The organism is Bacillus sp. CIS52, assembly GCF_053545315.1.
Genome location: NZ_JBIUFR010000001.1, coordinates 44,472 through 58,670 on the forward strand (window position 1 = coordinate 44,472; position 14,199 = coordinate 58,670).

Annotated in this window: 13 protein-coding genes and 1 pseudogene; 11 read left to right on the top strand and 3 right to left on the bottom strand. The window is 47.6% G+C overall.

Features of this window, described 5'->3' with window-relative positions:
- Positions 1 to 36: 36 nt before the first annotated feature.
- The 3 genes and pseudogenes from ACH32G_RS00075 to ACH32G_RS00085 all read right to left on the bottom strand — a co-directional run bounded on the left by ACH32G_RS00075 (position 37) and on the right by ACH32G_RS00085 (position 2,053).
- Positions 37 to 627, bottom strand: a complete 591-nt coding sequence (locus tag ACH32G_RS00075) for a DedA family protein (protein WP_016935933.1) — start codon at positions 625 to 627, stop codon at positions 37 to 39.
- 74 nt (positions 628 to 701) lie between these two features.
- Entirely contained in the window at positions 702 to 1,595 is an 894-nt protein-coding gene (gene galU / locus ACH32G_RS00080; RefSeq protein WP_448813862.1) for a UTP--glucose-1-phosphate uridylyltransferase GalU, read from the bottom strand.
- A 6-nt stretch (positions 1,596 to 1,601) separates the two neighbouring features.
- Positions 1,602 to 2,053, bottom strand: a pseudogene (locus ACH32G_RS00085) (GtrA family protein).
- Positions 2,054 to 2,254: 201 nt separating this feature from the next.
- Between ACH32G_RS00085 and ACH32G_RS00090 the strand changes: the two are divergent.
- The 11 genes from ACH32G_RS00090 to fabD all read left to right on the top strand — a co-directional run bounded on the left by ACH32G_RS00090 (position 2,255) and on the right by fabD (position 14,193).
- On the top strand, positions 2,255 to 3,025 hold the full coding sequence (locus tag ACH32G_RS00090) for a 6-carboxyhexanoate--CoA ligase (protein ID WP_326351900.1): 771 nt from the start codon (positions 2,255 to 2,257) through the stop codon (positions 3,023 to 3,025).
- Positions 3,022 to 4,368: an adenosylmethionine--8-amino-7-oxononanoate transaminase gene (bioA, locus tag ACH32G_RS00095; RefSeq protein WP_064778991.1), complete on the top strand. Its 1,347-nt coding sequence runs from the start codon at positions 3,022 to 3,024 to the stop codon at positions 4,366 to 4,368. Before ACH32G_RS00090 ends, bioA begins: the two co-directional genes overlap by 4 nt.
- Positions 4,358 to 5,512 carry an 8-amino-7-oxononanoate synthase gene (bioF, locus tag ACH32G_RS00100; RefSeq protein ID WP_448813863.1) on the top strand — a complete coding sequence of 385 codons (1,155 nt, stop codon included), beginning with the start codon at positions 4,358 to 4,360 and terminating at the stop codon, positions 5,510 to 5,512. Before bioA ends, bioF begins: the two co-directional genes overlap by 11 nt.
- A complete protein-coding gene (gene bioD, locus ACH32G_RS00105) occupies positions 5,509 to 6,210 on the top strand; it encodes a dethiobiotin synthase (RefSeq protein ID WP_448813864.1) in 702 nt (233 codons plus the stop codon). The genes bioF and bioD overlap by 4 nt, the downstream gene beginning before the upstream one ends.
- Before the next feature lie 2 nt (positions 6,211 to 6,212).
- The gene (gene bioB / locus ACH32G_RS00110; protein WP_016935940.1) at positions 6,213 to 7,232 is read left to right on the top strand and encodes a biotin synthase BioB; all 1,020 of its coding nucleotides are present in this window, start codon (positions 6,213 to 6,215) and stop codon (positions 7,230 to 7,232) included.
- 1 nt (position 7,233) lies between these two features.
- Positions 7,234 to 8,430, top strand: coding sequence for a cytochrome P450 (locus ACH32G_RS00115; protein WP_448813865.1), 1,197 nt, complete (start codon positions 7,234 to 7,236; stop codon positions 8,428 to 8,430).
- Between the two features lie 312 nt (positions 8,431 to 8,742).
- Positions 8,743 to 10,188: a GntP family permease gene (locus ACH32G_RS00120; RefSeq protein ID WP_188154103.1), complete on the top strand. Its 1,446-nt coding sequence runs from the start codon at positions 8,743 to 8,745 to the stop codon at positions 10,186 to 10,188.
- A 24-nt stretch (positions 10,189 to 10,212) separates the two neighbouring features.
- The gene (locus ACH32G_RS00125) at positions 10,213 to 10,914 is read left to right on the top strand and encodes a CoA transferase subunit A (RefSeq protein ID WP_016935944.1); all 702 of its coding nucleotides are present in this window, start codon (positions 10,213 to 10,215) and stop codon (positions 10,912 to 10,914) included.
- Positions 10,915 to 10,931: 17 nt separating this feature from the next.
- Positions 10,932 to 11,588: a 3-oxoacid CoA-transferase subunit B gene (locus ACH32G_RS00130; RefSeq protein WP_448813866.1), complete on the top strand. Its 657-nt coding sequence runs from the start codon at positions 10,932 to 10,934 to the stop codon at positions 11,586 to 11,588.
- 12 nt (positions 11,589 to 11,600) lie between these two features.
- Positions 11,601 to 12,386: a 3-hydroxybutyrate dehydrogenase gene (locus ACH32G_RS00135; RefSeq protein WP_415272801.1), complete on the top strand. Its 786-nt coding sequence runs from the start codon at positions 11,601 to 11,603 to the stop codon at positions 12,384 to 12,386.
- A 604-nt stretch (positions 12,387 to 12,990) separates the two neighbouring features.
- Positions 12,991 to 14,193 (top strand): ACP S-malonyltransferase, encoded by a 1,203-nt coding sequence (gene fabD / locus ACH32G_RS00140; RefSeq protein ID WP_448813867.1) that lies wholly within the window; start codon positions 12,991 to 12,993, stop codon positions 14,191 to 14,193.
- The last annotated feature ends 6 nt before the right edge of the window (positions 14,194 to 14,199 follow it).

Genomic DNA, 14,199 nt, shown 5'->3' on the forward strand with positions numbered 1-14,199 from the left:
TCCGGCCCGCGGCCGTTCTTCTATGCAGTCTTTTTTTCATAGTCTTGATCTCATCTTTTTCACGACAAAATAAACAACAATAAATACAAGAGCCAATATAATGATCGGAGTCGTGTACATTCCGGCATAGCTGTCTACATCTTTCCACTGTCCGCCGAGCTGATACCCGAGATAAACGAAAATGACAGACCACGGAATAATCGCAAGCGTCGTCAAGGTGACAAACTTGGAAAGCGGCATTTTCGCGAGGCCGGCCGGGATGGAAATCGCGTGTCTGACGACCGGGATAAACCGGGCCGAGAATACTACGCCCGCACCGTAACGGCGAAACCAGTTTTCGGCAACATCAATATGATGCTTTTTCAGCAGTAAGTACTTGCCGTACTTGTCCAAAAACGGCCGCCCCCCATAACGGGCGATCCAGTAAATAAAGCACTGCGCGATCGTTCCCCCGATCACGCCGGCGATAACGGCGCCGATAAAACTGATCGTGCCTTCTGACACCATATAGCCTCCATAGGCCAAAACGATTTCACTCGGAATGATTTCGATCATTAATCCGAGCGCAATCCCGAAATAGCCCATACTTGTCAGCCAGGATAATATTTCACTAATAAAATTGCCCACACTGTTCACAACCTCTTTATCTTTTTACCCAATTATATGACTGATTGACAAGCAAAATGGTTACAAATTATTTTTTAACGCACGTTTTCTTCAGATTCTCTTTTTAACACCTCTTCTAAATAAGCTAAGAGTTTCGGTCTCATTTCCTTCCGCAGCAGCCCGATCTCCGTGCCGGCCTTAAAACAGCCGAGCTTGTCGCCTATATCAAACCGTCTTCCTTCGAGCTCCCGCGCATAGATACTTTGGGTGCGGCACACTTCGCGCAGCGCGTCTGTCAATTGGATTTCGTTGCCTGCGCCTCTTCCGATCGTCTTCAGCGCTTTAAAAATGGCAGGGGTTAATATGTAACGGCCCATCACGGCGATGTGAGAGGGCGCCTTTTCAACAGCCGGCTTTTCAATCAGATCCTCAACCTGGTATACATGACCGTTCTGCTGCCCCGTCTGTATAATACCATATTTGCTGACATCGGCGGGATCGACGGGCTGTACGCCGATCGTTTCTGTGCAGTGTTGGTTATAGACGTCTATGAGCTGCGAGAGCGCGGGAGTGTCAGATACCATAATATCATCACCTAAGAGAACGGCAAAAGGCTCTTCTCCGATAAAATGCTCCGCACACAGCACCGCATGACCTAAGCCGAGCGGCTCTTTTTGGCGGATGTAATGAATATTGGCCAATTCGGCAATCTGCTGCATTTCCTTCAGCATCTCCGTCTTGCCTTTTTCCTCAAGATTGAATTCCAATTCCGCCGACCGGTCAAAATGATCTTCAATCGAGCGTTTGTTTCTCCCTGTAATAATCAATATATCTTCAATTCCTGACGCTGCGGCCTCTTCGACAATATATTGGATGGCCGGTTTGTCGACGATTGGCAGCATTTCTTTCGGCTGCGCCTTTGTCGCCGGCAGAAATCTCGTTCCTAAACCCGCTGCGGGAATGACCGCTTTTCTCACTTTTTTTCTCATTCATCTTCACTCCTGATCCTGTATGTTTTTCAGCGAATCTCCGAACACCCAGATTCGGTTTCCGATAAAATTCATCATCATTCCGCCGATAGTGGCGGCGAGCTTACTCACCAAAAGCGAACAACCGCCTTTTTGAAACGCGTACAGCAGCAAAAAGGTGATCCCCGACGCTGCAAGATTAATGATGAGAAAGCGCACGATCTCTTTCCCGTCAGCCTTGCGCTTTACACGAAACGTCCAATTCCGGTTCCACACATAGCTGTTGATCATTCCGGCCGAATAGGAGCAGATCTGTGCCGGCAGATAAGGAACATGGCAGGCAGTAAGCAGAAAGAAGACCCCAAAATCGATCAGCGTATTGCCGGCCCCTACCGTGCAGAAACGGCCTAATGTCTTTATTTTTCCTTTCAGCATAACGGTGACCTCCCCTCATAATAAGATGCGGATGGCTGTCCTATTTGTTGATATCGATTACTTTAGCGGACAGCCTTGAAAAAACAATGACTAAAATATGAACAAAACATGAAAACGTTAAGTTAACAGTTTGATAGATTAGGTTGACATATTTCGAGAGGGGCACTAATATTCTGTATAAGTGTTAACCTTTAATTATTTTGGTTAACATTATTTTTCAAGGCAAGAGAAAGGAGGGGAAAGGAATGGAGGAAGAAACATATTACAGCGTCAGAATGAGAGCTTCCCGAAACGCCCCTCATGAACAGGGCGGGAAACACATTTCCGGCGGAGAACGGCTTATCACTTACAGCGGAATACAGGAAGCGGTGAATGGCTTATTACATAAAGGCTTCTCGCATTCAAGAGGGACGCCTGATTTTATGCAGATCCAGCTTGAAAGCGTCAATGAACCGATCAAAACGATCCGCCCTTTGCCGATTACCGTACATCAAACAGATACGGCAGAGAAAGGACAAGCAATCGCCCGGACGCTTTTGCAAAAAGCAGGAATTCCTCCGCGCATGATAGAGAAAGCCTATCAAAACATCGCGGAATATGCAGAAGCAAGAGGAGCGGTCCTGTTTGACATCCGGACGGGAAAACGCATTGACGGCAGAAGGGAAAGAGGTGTGCGGGTATCCCGAATGGATTGGCCGGCACACGATTTTCAAAAATGGGCTTTAGATCACAACATGCCGGAAAATTCACGAATCAAAGAAGCACATGCCATCGCGGCAAAGGTTTGCGCGCATCCGGGAATCATAGCTGAAGTGTGCTGGTCAGATGACCCTGATTACATAACGGGCTACGTTGCCTCAAAAGAGCTGGGCTATCAGCGGATTACCAAGATGAAGAATGACGGCGATGAGAGCGGCTGCCGGATTTTCTTTACAGATGGAATCACAGATACAGAGAGCTGTATTCATTTTTTAGAGAAACAGCCTGTATTCATTCAGCGGGAGGGGAACATATGAAACAATCAATGATTGAAAAAAGCAAAAAGCATCTTTGGCTGCCTTTCACACAAATGAAAGATTACGATGAGGATCCGTTAATAATTGAAAGCGGAAACGGAATCATGCTGAAAGACACAAGCGGCAAAGAATACTATGACGGCTTTTCCTCAGTATGGCTCAATGTACACGGCCACCGCAAAAAAGAAATAGATGAGGCGATTCAACAACAGCTTAAAAAAATCGCTCATTCGACCTTGCTGGGCATGACGAATGTTCCCGCGACAGAACTTGCCGAGATGCTGACGGGCATTGCACCTGAAAATCTGACACGTGTTTTTTACTCTGACAGCGGAGCGGAAGCAATGGAAATCGCTCTGAAAATGGCCTTTCAATACTGGAAAAACATAGGGAGGCCCAAAAAGCAGACATTCATTTCGATGCAGAACGGCTATCACGGCGATACGATCGGAGCGGTCAGCGTCGGTTCTATTGAACTCTTTCACCATGTATACGGCCCGCTGATGTTTGAAAGCTACAAAGCGCCGATTCCTTACGTATACAGATCTGAAAGCGGCGACCCCGTACAGTGCCGGGATGAATGTCTGAACGCGCTCGAACAGCTGCTTGCAAAGCATCACGAAGAGATTGCCGCACTTACGATTGAATCGATGGTGCAAGGCGCATCCGGCATGATCGTCATGCCTGAAGGCTTTCTGGCAGGCGTACGAAAGCTGTGTACGGCATATGATGTGTTAATGATCGTTGACGAAGTGGCGACGGGGTTCGGCCGCACCGGAAAAATGTTTGCCTGTGAGCATGAAAATGTCCAGCCGGACTTGATGGCCGCAGGGAAAGGAATTACGGGAGGCTATTTGCCGATCGCCGTGACGTTTGCCGCAGAAGCGATTTATGAAGCTTTTTATGATGACTATGAAAACATGAAAACATTTTTCCACGGCCACTCCTATACAGGAAATCAGCTGGGCTGTGCCGCGGCAATTGAAAATCTCCGTTTATTTGAATCAGAGCGCATCGTTGAACAAGTCGCCGAAAAATCAAAAACGGCAGCGATGCTTCTTCATGATCTGAAGCAGCTTCCCCATGTCGGCGATGTCCGCCAGCTCGGTTTCATGTGCGGCATAGAGCTCGTGCAGGATAAGGGGACAAAACAGCCTTATCCGCCTGAAAAGCGTGTTGGATATAAGGTGTCTTTGAAAATGAGAGAGCTCGGTATGCTGACGAGGCCGCTCGGAGACGTCATCGCCTTTCTTCCGCCGCTCGCCAGCACGACTGATCAGTTAAAAGCCATGATCTCCATTATGAAAGAAGCGATAGCCGAGGTGACCGGCCGTGGATTTTGACGGATGGCTCTTCGAAAGGCTCGATGTGGTGAAAAGAGACGGGCTGTATCGGACGCTGCGGAAACAGGAAACCGCTCTCAAAAACAAAGGGGAAAAGATCTGGGCATCCAATGACTATTTAGGCCTATCTAAAGATGAGCGCCTGATCACAGCCGCGCAAACGGCGCTAAACTGCTTCGGAGCGGGAAGCAGCGGTTCCCGGTTAACGACAGGAAATACTTTTTGGCATGAAACACTTGAACAAACAATCGCGGATTTTAAACAGACGGAAGCTGCTTTATTGTTTTCCAGCGGTTACTTGGCGAATATAGGCGTGCTTGCTTCACTGCCGCAAAAAGGCGATGTCATTTTAAGCGATCAATTGAACCATGCGAGCATTGTTGACGGCTGCCGTTTATCGAAAGCGGAAACCATCGTGTACCGCCATATTGATATGGCTGATCTTGAGGAAAAACTTGCCTCCGTCCAGTCTCGGAACCGCCGCTTTATCGTCACGGACGGCGTCTTCAGCATGGACGGCACCATTGCGCCTCTTGACCGCATAATGGCGCTTGCAAAGCAGTATCAGGCATTTGTGATAGCAGACGACGCGCATGCAACCGGTGTACTCGGGGAAAACGGCGGGGGAACCAGTGAATATTTTGGTGTTTGTCCTGATGTTGTCATCGGCACGTTAAGTAAAGCGGTCGGAACGGAAGGAGGTTTTGCCGCAGGGTCAAACATTTTCATTGATTTTTTGCTGAATCATGCGCGGACGTTTATTTTTCAGACGGCCCTTCCGCCGGCAATTTGTGCGGCTTCCCATACGGCATTTGACATCATATCAGATATGTACGATACGCGCCGTGAACTGCTGTCGTCTGTCAAAACGATCAAAACCCGTCTGGCCGATATGGGTTTTACCGTAAGAGGCGGAGATACACCAATCATCGCCGTCATCATCGGTGATGCAAAAACAGCGGTTTCAGTTGCTGCACTGCTGGAGAAAAAGGGAATCTGCGCCCCGGCCATCCGCCCGCCATCCGTTCCTGACGGTGAAAGCAGAATCAGGCTGACCGTCACGGCGGACCGCAGCTTACAGGACATAGATGGGCTTACAGAAGCATTTGATTCCATTAGAAAAGAGCTGAATATAAACAAATGAGAAGTTTTTTTATCACAGGAACAGATACGGGCGTCGGAAAAACCATCGTCTCTTGCGGACTGGCCGCGGCATTCAGGCAGAAACGTGCGGATGTCGGAGTGTTTAAGCCGTTTTTAAGCGGGGTGCCGCGGACTCATCCGGAAAGTGACACCTCGCTGTTGAAAAACATGTCACAAACCGCACTGTCTCATGAAGAGATTACGCCATTTGAATGGAAAGAGCCGCTTGCACCGTACACGGCCGCCATGCTTGAAGGAAAATCCGTGAGCATGGAAGAGGTCACGGCCCACTGGAGAAAGATCAAAAATCGTCATGAGTGTTTCATCGTCGAAGGGGCAGGCGGCATTTCCGTCCCGCTTGGTGAAAATTATTTAGTCAGTGATCTGATAAAAGCCTTGGAATTGCCGGCAGTGATTGTGGCCAGGCCTGATCTCGGAACCATCAACCACACGTATTTAACCGTTGAATATGCGAAAAACGTGGGGATAGAGGTTCTCGGCATCATTATCAACGGCGTAAAGAGCCGGCCGGGGCTGGACGAGAAGACAAACCCGAGCATCATTGAAACCTTATGCAAAGTTCCGATTTTGGGAATCACACCAAAGCTGGATCTCGTTTCAGCAGAAAACATTCAACACATGATTGAGAAACATGTAGATGTTTCCTCTTTCATGAATCTGACACAAATGGGGAGATAAACATGAATCAATGGATGGATCTTGCAGAGAGAGTGCTGGACGGGGCGGAAGTAACGAACCAGGAAGCGCTTGCCATTTTAAATTGCCCTGATGAGGATCTTTTATTGCTGATGCATGCCGCTTTTCATATCAGAAAACGATTTTACGGAAAAAAGGTAAAGCTGAATATGATTATGAATGCAAAGTCAGGCCTGTGTCCCGAAAATTGCGGGTACTGTTCACAATCTGCAATATCAAAAGCGCCGATTGAGTCTTATCGGATGGTGGATAAGCATATATTGCTTAAAGGGGCAAAACGCGCCCATGACCTGAATATAGGAACATACTGCATCGTCGCCAGCGGCCGGGGACCGTCAAACAGAGAAGTAGACCAAGTGGTTGATGCTGTCAAAGAAATAAAAGAAACGTACGGTTTGAAAATCTGCGCATGCCTCGGTCTGCTGAAGCCGGAACAGGCAGAGCGGCTGAAACAGGCAGGAGTCGACCGGTACAATCATAACATCAATACGTCACAAAGGAATCACGCAAACATTACGACCTCACACACGTATGACGACAGGGTCAATACGGTACAAATGGCGAAACAATCAGGGATGTCACCTTGTTCGGGTGTCATCGTCGGCATGAAAGAGACGAAACAGGACGTCATTGATATGGCGAACAGCTTGAAAGCGCTTGACGCCGACAGCATCCCGGTTAATTTTCTGCATGCGATTGACGGAACTCCGTTAGAAGGGGTAAGCGAATTAAATCCGGTGTACTGCCTGAAAGTGCTCGCCTTGTTCCGTTTTATCAATCCGGCAAAAGAAATCCGAATCTCAGGAGGCCGGGAAGTCAACCTGCGTTCGCTGCAGCCGCTCGGCCTGTACGCGGCAAACTCTATATTCGTCGGTGATTACTTAACAACCTCAGGACAGCATGAAACAGAGGATCATAAAATGCTCCATGATCTAGGTTTTGAAGTTGAATCCGTCGAAGAAATGAAAGCCGGCTTACAATCCGCCTGCAAAACGGAGGTATAAGATGACGGCGGGCGTATCAATTTCACATCCGTCCCTCCAGGCGGATTCAGATTTTTGGAATAACCCTTACCCGTTTTATGACAACCTGCGGGCCATTGATCCTGTTTATAAAGGAACCGTATTAAAATATCCGGGCTGGTATGTCACCGGGTATAAAGAAGCGGAAGCGATTCTGAAAGACAACCGGTTTAAAAACCGCATTCCTCTTCCGGAAGCTTCAACGAAATATCAAAATCTATCGCATATCCAGCACGATATGCTGTTATTTAAAAATCAATCAGACCATAAGCGGATCCGGATGGTTATAGGGAAAGAATTCACCGCAAAGACGGCGGAATCACTCCGCCCCTGTATAAAAGAAACGGCGCATGACTTATTGGATCAAGTCCAAAACAAAAAAACTACAGACCTTGTTTCAGAGTTTGCCTTTCCATTGGCAAGCCTCATCATTGCGAAGATACTCGGAGTGCCGAAAGAGGAGAGATATCAATTCAGACAATGGACGGCAGACGTCATTCAGGCCATTGATTTTACCCGGTCAAGAAAGACGTTAGTCAGAGCAAGCGGCACCGCAGGCAGGATGACGTCATATTTCAGAGATTTGATTCACAAGCGGAAAATCCAGCCTCAGGAAGACTTGATCAGCAGGTTTATTGTAGAAGAACAGCTTTCAAAAGAGGAAGTACTCGCGACATGTGTATTACTTATCATAGCCGGACACGAGACGACGGTAAACCTCATAAGCAACGGTGTGTATACTTTATTGAAACACCCTGAACAGCTTAGCGCACTGAGAGAAAACCCCTCGCTTATTGAAACTGCAGTCGAGGAATGTTTGCGTTATGACAGCCCTACACAGCTGACGGCCCGCACCGCTTCAGAAGACTGCGAAATAAATGGAAAGATCATAAAAAAAGGAGAGCAGGTATATATCCTTTTAGGTGCAGCTAATCGCGATCCAAGCATATTCGATCAGCCTCACAAAATGGACATTGAAAGAAAACCGAATCCTCATCTTGCATTCGGAAAGAACGCCCATTTTTGCGTAGGTTCACGATTAGCGCGCATTGAAGCACAAATAGCCATTCTCGCGCTGTTAGAGCGGATGCCTAAGCTTCGGCTGGCTGCACCCAAGCTTGAATACCGGAAGCTCATTGGTTTTAGGTCACTCACAGAGCTTCCAGTTGTCATCGGCTGATGACCATGCAGGAGGGTCGGATTTTACCGGTTCCTCCTGCAGGAAATAAATGAAAGAAAAAAGAATACATATTTATAAAGCAAAAATCCTCTCTCGCATATCCAAAAAAACTCACCGCTCAGCCATTCAATATAACCGTAACAAGGGCTTCCTTTTCTTTCCGCCAAAATGGAAACTTCCGATTTTCCGGAATTCATGCGTCTTTTTTCGAAAAAACGAAGCATGATGTAAGCTTGGCATGGTTGTTGCATTTTCTTCCTTCGAATCAATTTGTAAGCGTTTGCTATCATGAAGCAGAAAAGAGGGGGATTTGTGGACATTGTCATTATTTTATTGGCATTATGCTTGCTGATGTTTGCGGCTTATCGAGGCTTTTCAGTCATTTTATTTGCCCCGATTTGCGCGCTGTTTGCTGTGCTTCTGACAGATCCGAGCTTCGTACTTCCTTTCTTCTCGAATATATTTATGGAGAAGATGGCGGGCTTTATTAAGCTGTATTTTCCCGTATTTCTTTTGGGGGCTGTTTTTGGCAAGGTTGTTGAAATATCCGGGCTCGCCGAGTCGATCGCAAAAACAATCGTCAGGCTTGTGGGAGCAAAAAGAGCCATTCTCGCCATCGTCTTAATGGGTGCGATTTTAACGTACAGCGGCGTCAGTCTCTTCGTAGCGGTGTTTGCCGTCTATCCGTTTGCTAAAAACCTATTTATGAAAGCTGATATTCCCAAACGTCTGATACCCGGAACGATTGCATTGGGCGCTTTTACATTTACAATGGATGCGCTTCCCGGCACACCGCAAATTCAAAATGTCATTCCGACAGCATTTTTTAAAACAAACATTTATGCCGCTCCCTGGCTCGGACTGATTGGTGCAGCGTTTGTGCTTACGGCCGGGATGTTTTATTTAGAATTCCGTCGCAAGAAAGCGGCCGATGCAGGAGAAGGCTATGCTGGGTTTCCGTCTGAAGTTTCCGCTGCAAAGGAATCCTCAGGTCTGGCTTATGAAAAAAACACGCCTGATTTATCGCAGGAGGCAGAACCCAGTACCGCGCGGCAAGTGCTCGCCTTTATTCCGCTTATCCTTGTCGGGGTATTGAACAAATGCTTCACGATGTGGCTCCCGCATTGGTATCCCGCCGGATTTGATTTTGCGCCGCTCGGTTTAGAAGCGTTCGGAAAGATTGATCTTTCTTCCGTCACTGCGATCTGGTCAGTAGAGCTCGCACTGTTCATCGGTATCATGACAACGATTTTGTTCGATTGGAAAAAAGTGCTCTTCAATTTGAAGGAAGGACTGAATGTGGGCATCGGGGGCGCCTTGCTGGCGTCAATGAATACAGGAGCCGAATACGGATTTGGCGGCATCATTGCAGCGCTTCCCGGCTTCAAAGCAGTCAGCAGCGGCATATCGCAGACGTTTACTGATCCGCTTGTCAATGGAGCGGTGACGACCACTGCGCTTGCCGGGATTACAGGGTCGGCCTCAGGAGGAATGGGCATCGCTTTAAGTACGATGTCCGCAGCGTATACAGAAGCAATCCATACATTTCACATCCCGCCGGAAGTCATGCACCGGGTGATCTCGATGGCCTCCGGCGGGATGGACACTCTTCCGCATAATGGCGCCGTCATTACGCTGCTCGCGGTCACAGGGTTGACTCACCGCCAATCCTACAGAGATATCTTTGCCATTACCGTCATTAAAACAGCCGCTGTGTTTGTCATCATCGGTATTTACAGTCTGACGGGCCTTGTGTAGCCAAAACAGAAAGGGGAAGCGAATATGGGAAAAGGGAAAATCATGGATTCGTTTAAAGAAGCTGCTGAACTGATCAAAGACGGAGACACCCTCATCGCAGGAGGATTCGGCCTGTGCGGCATTCCGGAACAATTAATTCTCGCGATCAGGGACAGCGGCGTGAAAAACCTGACCGTTGTCAGTAATAACTGCGGTGTTGATGACTGGGGATTGGGCCTCTTGCTTGCAAATCGGCAGATCAAAAAAATGGTCGCATCCTATGTGGGAGAAAACAAAACATTTGAACGGCAGTTTTTAAGCGGGGAGCTGGAAGTCGAATTGGTTCCCCAAGGAACGCTCGCAGAACGAATTCGCGCGGGAGGGGCGGGCATCCCGGGTTTTTATACATCTGCGGGCGTCGGGACATCAGTAGCCGAAGGAAAAGAACAGAAGACATTTGAAGGACGCACCTATCTTCTGGAGAAAGGAATTACAGGGAACGCCGCCATCGTAAAGGCCTGGAAAGCTGATCCTCTGGGCAACCTGGTTTTCAGAAAGACGGCGAGAAACTTCAATCCGCTCGCTGCCATGGCAGGCAAAGTGACGATTGCAGAGGCTGAAGAAATCGTCGATATCGGTGAGCTTGATCCGGATCACATTCATACACCGGGTATCTTTGTTCAGCATGTGCTCAAAAGCACAACACAAGAAAAACGGATCGAACGCCGCACCGTCCGGGAAGCATGAAGAAGGGAGCTGATCTCATGAAAGATGGCAGAAAACGAATGATCGCACGGGCAGTAAAGGAAATTAAAGACGGAATGAATGTGAATTTAGGGATAGGCATGCCGACGCTTGTCGCCAATGAAATCCCGGATCATTACAATGTGATGCTTCAGTCGGAAAACGGCTTGCTCGGAATCGGCCCTTATCCCCTTGCCGGAACGGAGGACCCAGATCTTATTAACGCCGGGAAAGAAACCATTACCGAAGTCAAAGGAGCCTCGTATTTTGACAGTGCCGAATCGTTTGCTATGATTCGCGGGGGGCACATTGATGTCGCCATCCTCGGCGGCATGGAAGTGTCCGAACGGGGAGATTTGGCGAACTGGATGATCCCCGGAAAAATGATTAAAGGAATGGGCGGCGCCATGGACTTGGTTCACGGAGCAAAACGGATCGTTGTCATCATGGAGCATGTGAATAAATATGGAGAGTCCAAAGTGAAATCGGAATGTACGCTGCCTTTAACTGGCAGGCAGGTCGTCGATCGGCTGATCACAGATTTGGCGGTATTCGATTTCTGCCAAGGCCGTATGACGCTGACCGAATTGCAGGAAGGCGCGGTATTAGAGGAAGTCCTCGAGAAAACCGAAGGCCGGTTCACTGTCAGTGAAGCATTAACGTCCCGGCGGAAATAAGGAGGTATCATCATGCATTCAATGCTGAAACACAAAACAGCTGTGGTGACAGGGGCAGCCAGAGGAATCGGATTTGAAATCGCTCAAGAATTCACCCGTGAAGGAGCCTCCGTTCTCATAGCGGATGTTAATGAACAGGCGGGAAAAGAAGCTGCTGCAAAACTCAGCGGAGAAGGCGCCCATGCCATCAGCCTCACGTGTGATGTAACAGATGAAAAACAAACGGCCGATATGATTCAAACAGCTCTGACAGAATTCGGCCGGCTCGATATTCTCGTAAATAACGCGGGCATTCAGCATATCGCGCCCATCGAGGAATTTCCCGCGGAACAGTTTGAAAGGCTCATCCGCGTCATGCTGACTGGACCGTTTCTCACCACGAAACATGCATTCCCCGTCATGAAAAAACAGCAGTTCGGACGGATCATCAATATGGCGTCTGTCAACGGACTGATCGGCTTTTACGGAAAAGCGGCATATAACAGCGCCAAGCATGGCGTCATCGGCTTAACGAAAGTCGGCGCACTTGAAGGCGCGGCTGACGGCATTACCGTCAATGCGCTTTGCCCAGGATATGTGGACACTCAGCTTGTCCGCAATCAGTTAAAGGATATTTCAGCAACAAGGAATGTACCGTACGAACGGGTGCTGGAGGACGTCATCTTCCCGCTCGTTCCCCAAAAACGTCTGCTTTCAGTGAAGGAAATTGCGGATTACGCCGTATTTTTGGCCAGCGACAAAGCAAAAGGCGTCACCGGTCAGGCCGTCGTTATGGACGGCGGTTATACCGCTCAATAGTTCTGATATCCATGAAAAAACAGCCGTTTTGAGCGGCTGTTTTTTTCTGTCCAAATAAGATTGGGGTTCTTGATAAGCAAGATGGTGAATGCTGACGGAAGGTTACAAAACAATGTAAACAAAAAAACAGCCGGAATTTAATCGATTGAGAATGCATCAATCGGTATCGGAGCAGGATCATCCATATGTTCTGCACCGCATTTCACTGCAGATTTTCCTCTTCCAATCCCATTCCTGCACAACCAGTTTACAATCCTTCACAGATATACAAATGAACTTTTACAATAAACAGAAAAGATGTAATTTCTGACACAATTATGCCTATATACCCAAAAAATATGAAACATTAAGGGCGCTCCCTAAGTGAAGAAGAGTCGGAAACAGGCTTCCGGCCCGGCTCTCATCACCTCTCTTTAAGACTGATTTTTCAGTGTCAGCTCCATCTTATATTTTATGAACAATTATAACCAGTTCGTTTGTGAAATCGAACAATAACTCCTCCGAAAGTATTCTATACACCTTTGTTATAATCATGCTACGATGTTATATAAAGGGATATATTGTATGATATTGGATCGATGTTCAATGCGATCGGAGGGAGCTCATGAACAATCTTGCCTTTTTATTTCCTGGACAAGGATCTCAATTTGTAGGAATGGGCAAACAATTTTGGAATGATTTTGCGGCCGCAAAAAGATTATTTGAAGAAGCTGGCGACGCGATCTCCTTGGATATAAAAAAGCTGTGTTTTAACGGTGATATGAATGAATTAACAAAAACAATGAATGCGCAGCCCGCTATTTTAACGGTCAGTGTGATTGCGTTTCAAGTGTATATGCAAGAAATAGGGGTTAAGCCGCGCTTTCTTGCAGGTCACAGCTTAGGAGAATACTCGGCGCTTGTCTGTGCCGGCGCCCTTTCTTTTCATGATGCCGTTACACTTGTAAGGCGGCGGGGGATTCTTATGCAAAATGCGGATCCCCAGCAGCAGGGGACGATGGCTGCCGTGACCCGGCTCTCTCTTCAAACATTGCAAGAAATGTGTGCGAAAGTGTCGACAGAAGACTTTCCGGCAGGTGTAGCCTGCATGAATTCAGACCGGCAGCATGTCATTTCCGGACACCGGCAAGCTGTGGAGCGTGTCATCAGGATGGCGGAGGAAAAGGGGGCGGCATACACTTATTTAAATGTAAGTGCACCTTTTCACAGCTCAATGATAAGATCGGCATCCGAACAATTCCAGAGTGCATTACACCAGTATTCCTTCCGGGATGCCGCATGGCCGATCATTTCAAATGTCACCGCGCGCCCTTACAGCAGCGGAAATTCGATCTGCGAACATCTCAAGCAGCACATGACGATGCCGGTAAGATGGGCGGAATCAATGCATTACTTGCTTTTACAAGGAGTCACGGAAGTCATCGAAATGGGGCCGAACAATGTCTTATCCGGTCTGCTGAAAAAAATAACGAATCACATTGTACCTTATCCCTTTGGACAGACATCTGATATTCACCCGCTTTCCAATTCAGCGGAAAGAAAGAAGCATATTGTCCGTTTACGCAAAAAACAACTGAATAAATTGATGATTCAATCCGTTATTGCGCGAAATTATAACAACGATTCAGCGGCTTATTCCAATATGACGACGTCATTATTTACGCAAATCCAAGAGCTGAAAGAGAGAATGGAAAGGCATGAAGAAGAGCTTTCAGAACAAGAGCTCGAACATTCGATCCATTTATGCAAATTAATTTGCGAGGCTAAACAGCTTCCGGCATGGGAAGAATTGCGGATTTTAAAATAAAGCGCC

What these genes read in the sequence shown, in the direction of transcription:
- galU (WP_448813862.1), bottom strand. Translation starts at nt 1,595, where the DNA reads ATGAGAAAAAAAGTGAGAAAAGCGGTCATTCCCGCAGCGGGTTTAGGA.
- ACH32G_RS00090 (WP_326351900.1), top strand. Translation starts at nt 2,255, where the DNA reads ATGGAGGAAGAAACATATTACAGCGTCAGAATGAGAGCTTCCCGAAAC.
- bioA (WP_064778991.1), top strand. Translation starts at nt 3,022, where the DNA reads ATGAAACAATCAATGATTGAAAAAAGCAAAAAGCATCTTTGGCTGCCT.
- bioD (WP_448813864.1), top strand. Translation starts at nt 5,509, where the DNA reads ATGAGAAGTTTTTTTATCACAGGAACAGATACGGGCGTCGGAAAAACC.
- bioB (WP_016935940.1), top strand. Translation starts at nt 6,213, where the DNA reads ATGAATCAATGGATGGATCTTGCAGAGAGAGTGCTGGACGGGGCGGAA.
- ACH32G_RS00115 (WP_448813865.1), top strand. Translation starts at nt 7,234, where the DNA reads ATGACGGCGGGCGTATCAATTTCACATCCGTCCCTCCAGGCGGATTCA.
- ACH32G_RS00125 (WP_016935944.1), top strand. Translation starts at nt 10,213, where the DNA reads ATGGGAAAAGGGAAAATCATGGATTCGTTTAAAGAAGCTGCTGAACTG.
- ACH32G_RS00130 (WP_448813866.1), top strand. Translation starts at nt 10,932, where the DNA reads ATGAAAGATGGCAGAAAACGAATGATCGCACGGGCAGTAAAGGAAATT.
- ACH32G_RS00135 (WP_415272801.1), top strand. Translation starts at nt 11,601, where the DNA reads ATGCATTCAATGCTGAAACACAAAACAGCTGTGGTGACAGGGGCAGCC.
- fabD (WP_448813867.1), top strand. Translation starts at nt 12,991, where the DNA reads ATGAACAATCTTGCCTTTTTATTTCCTGGACAAGGATCTCAATTTGTA.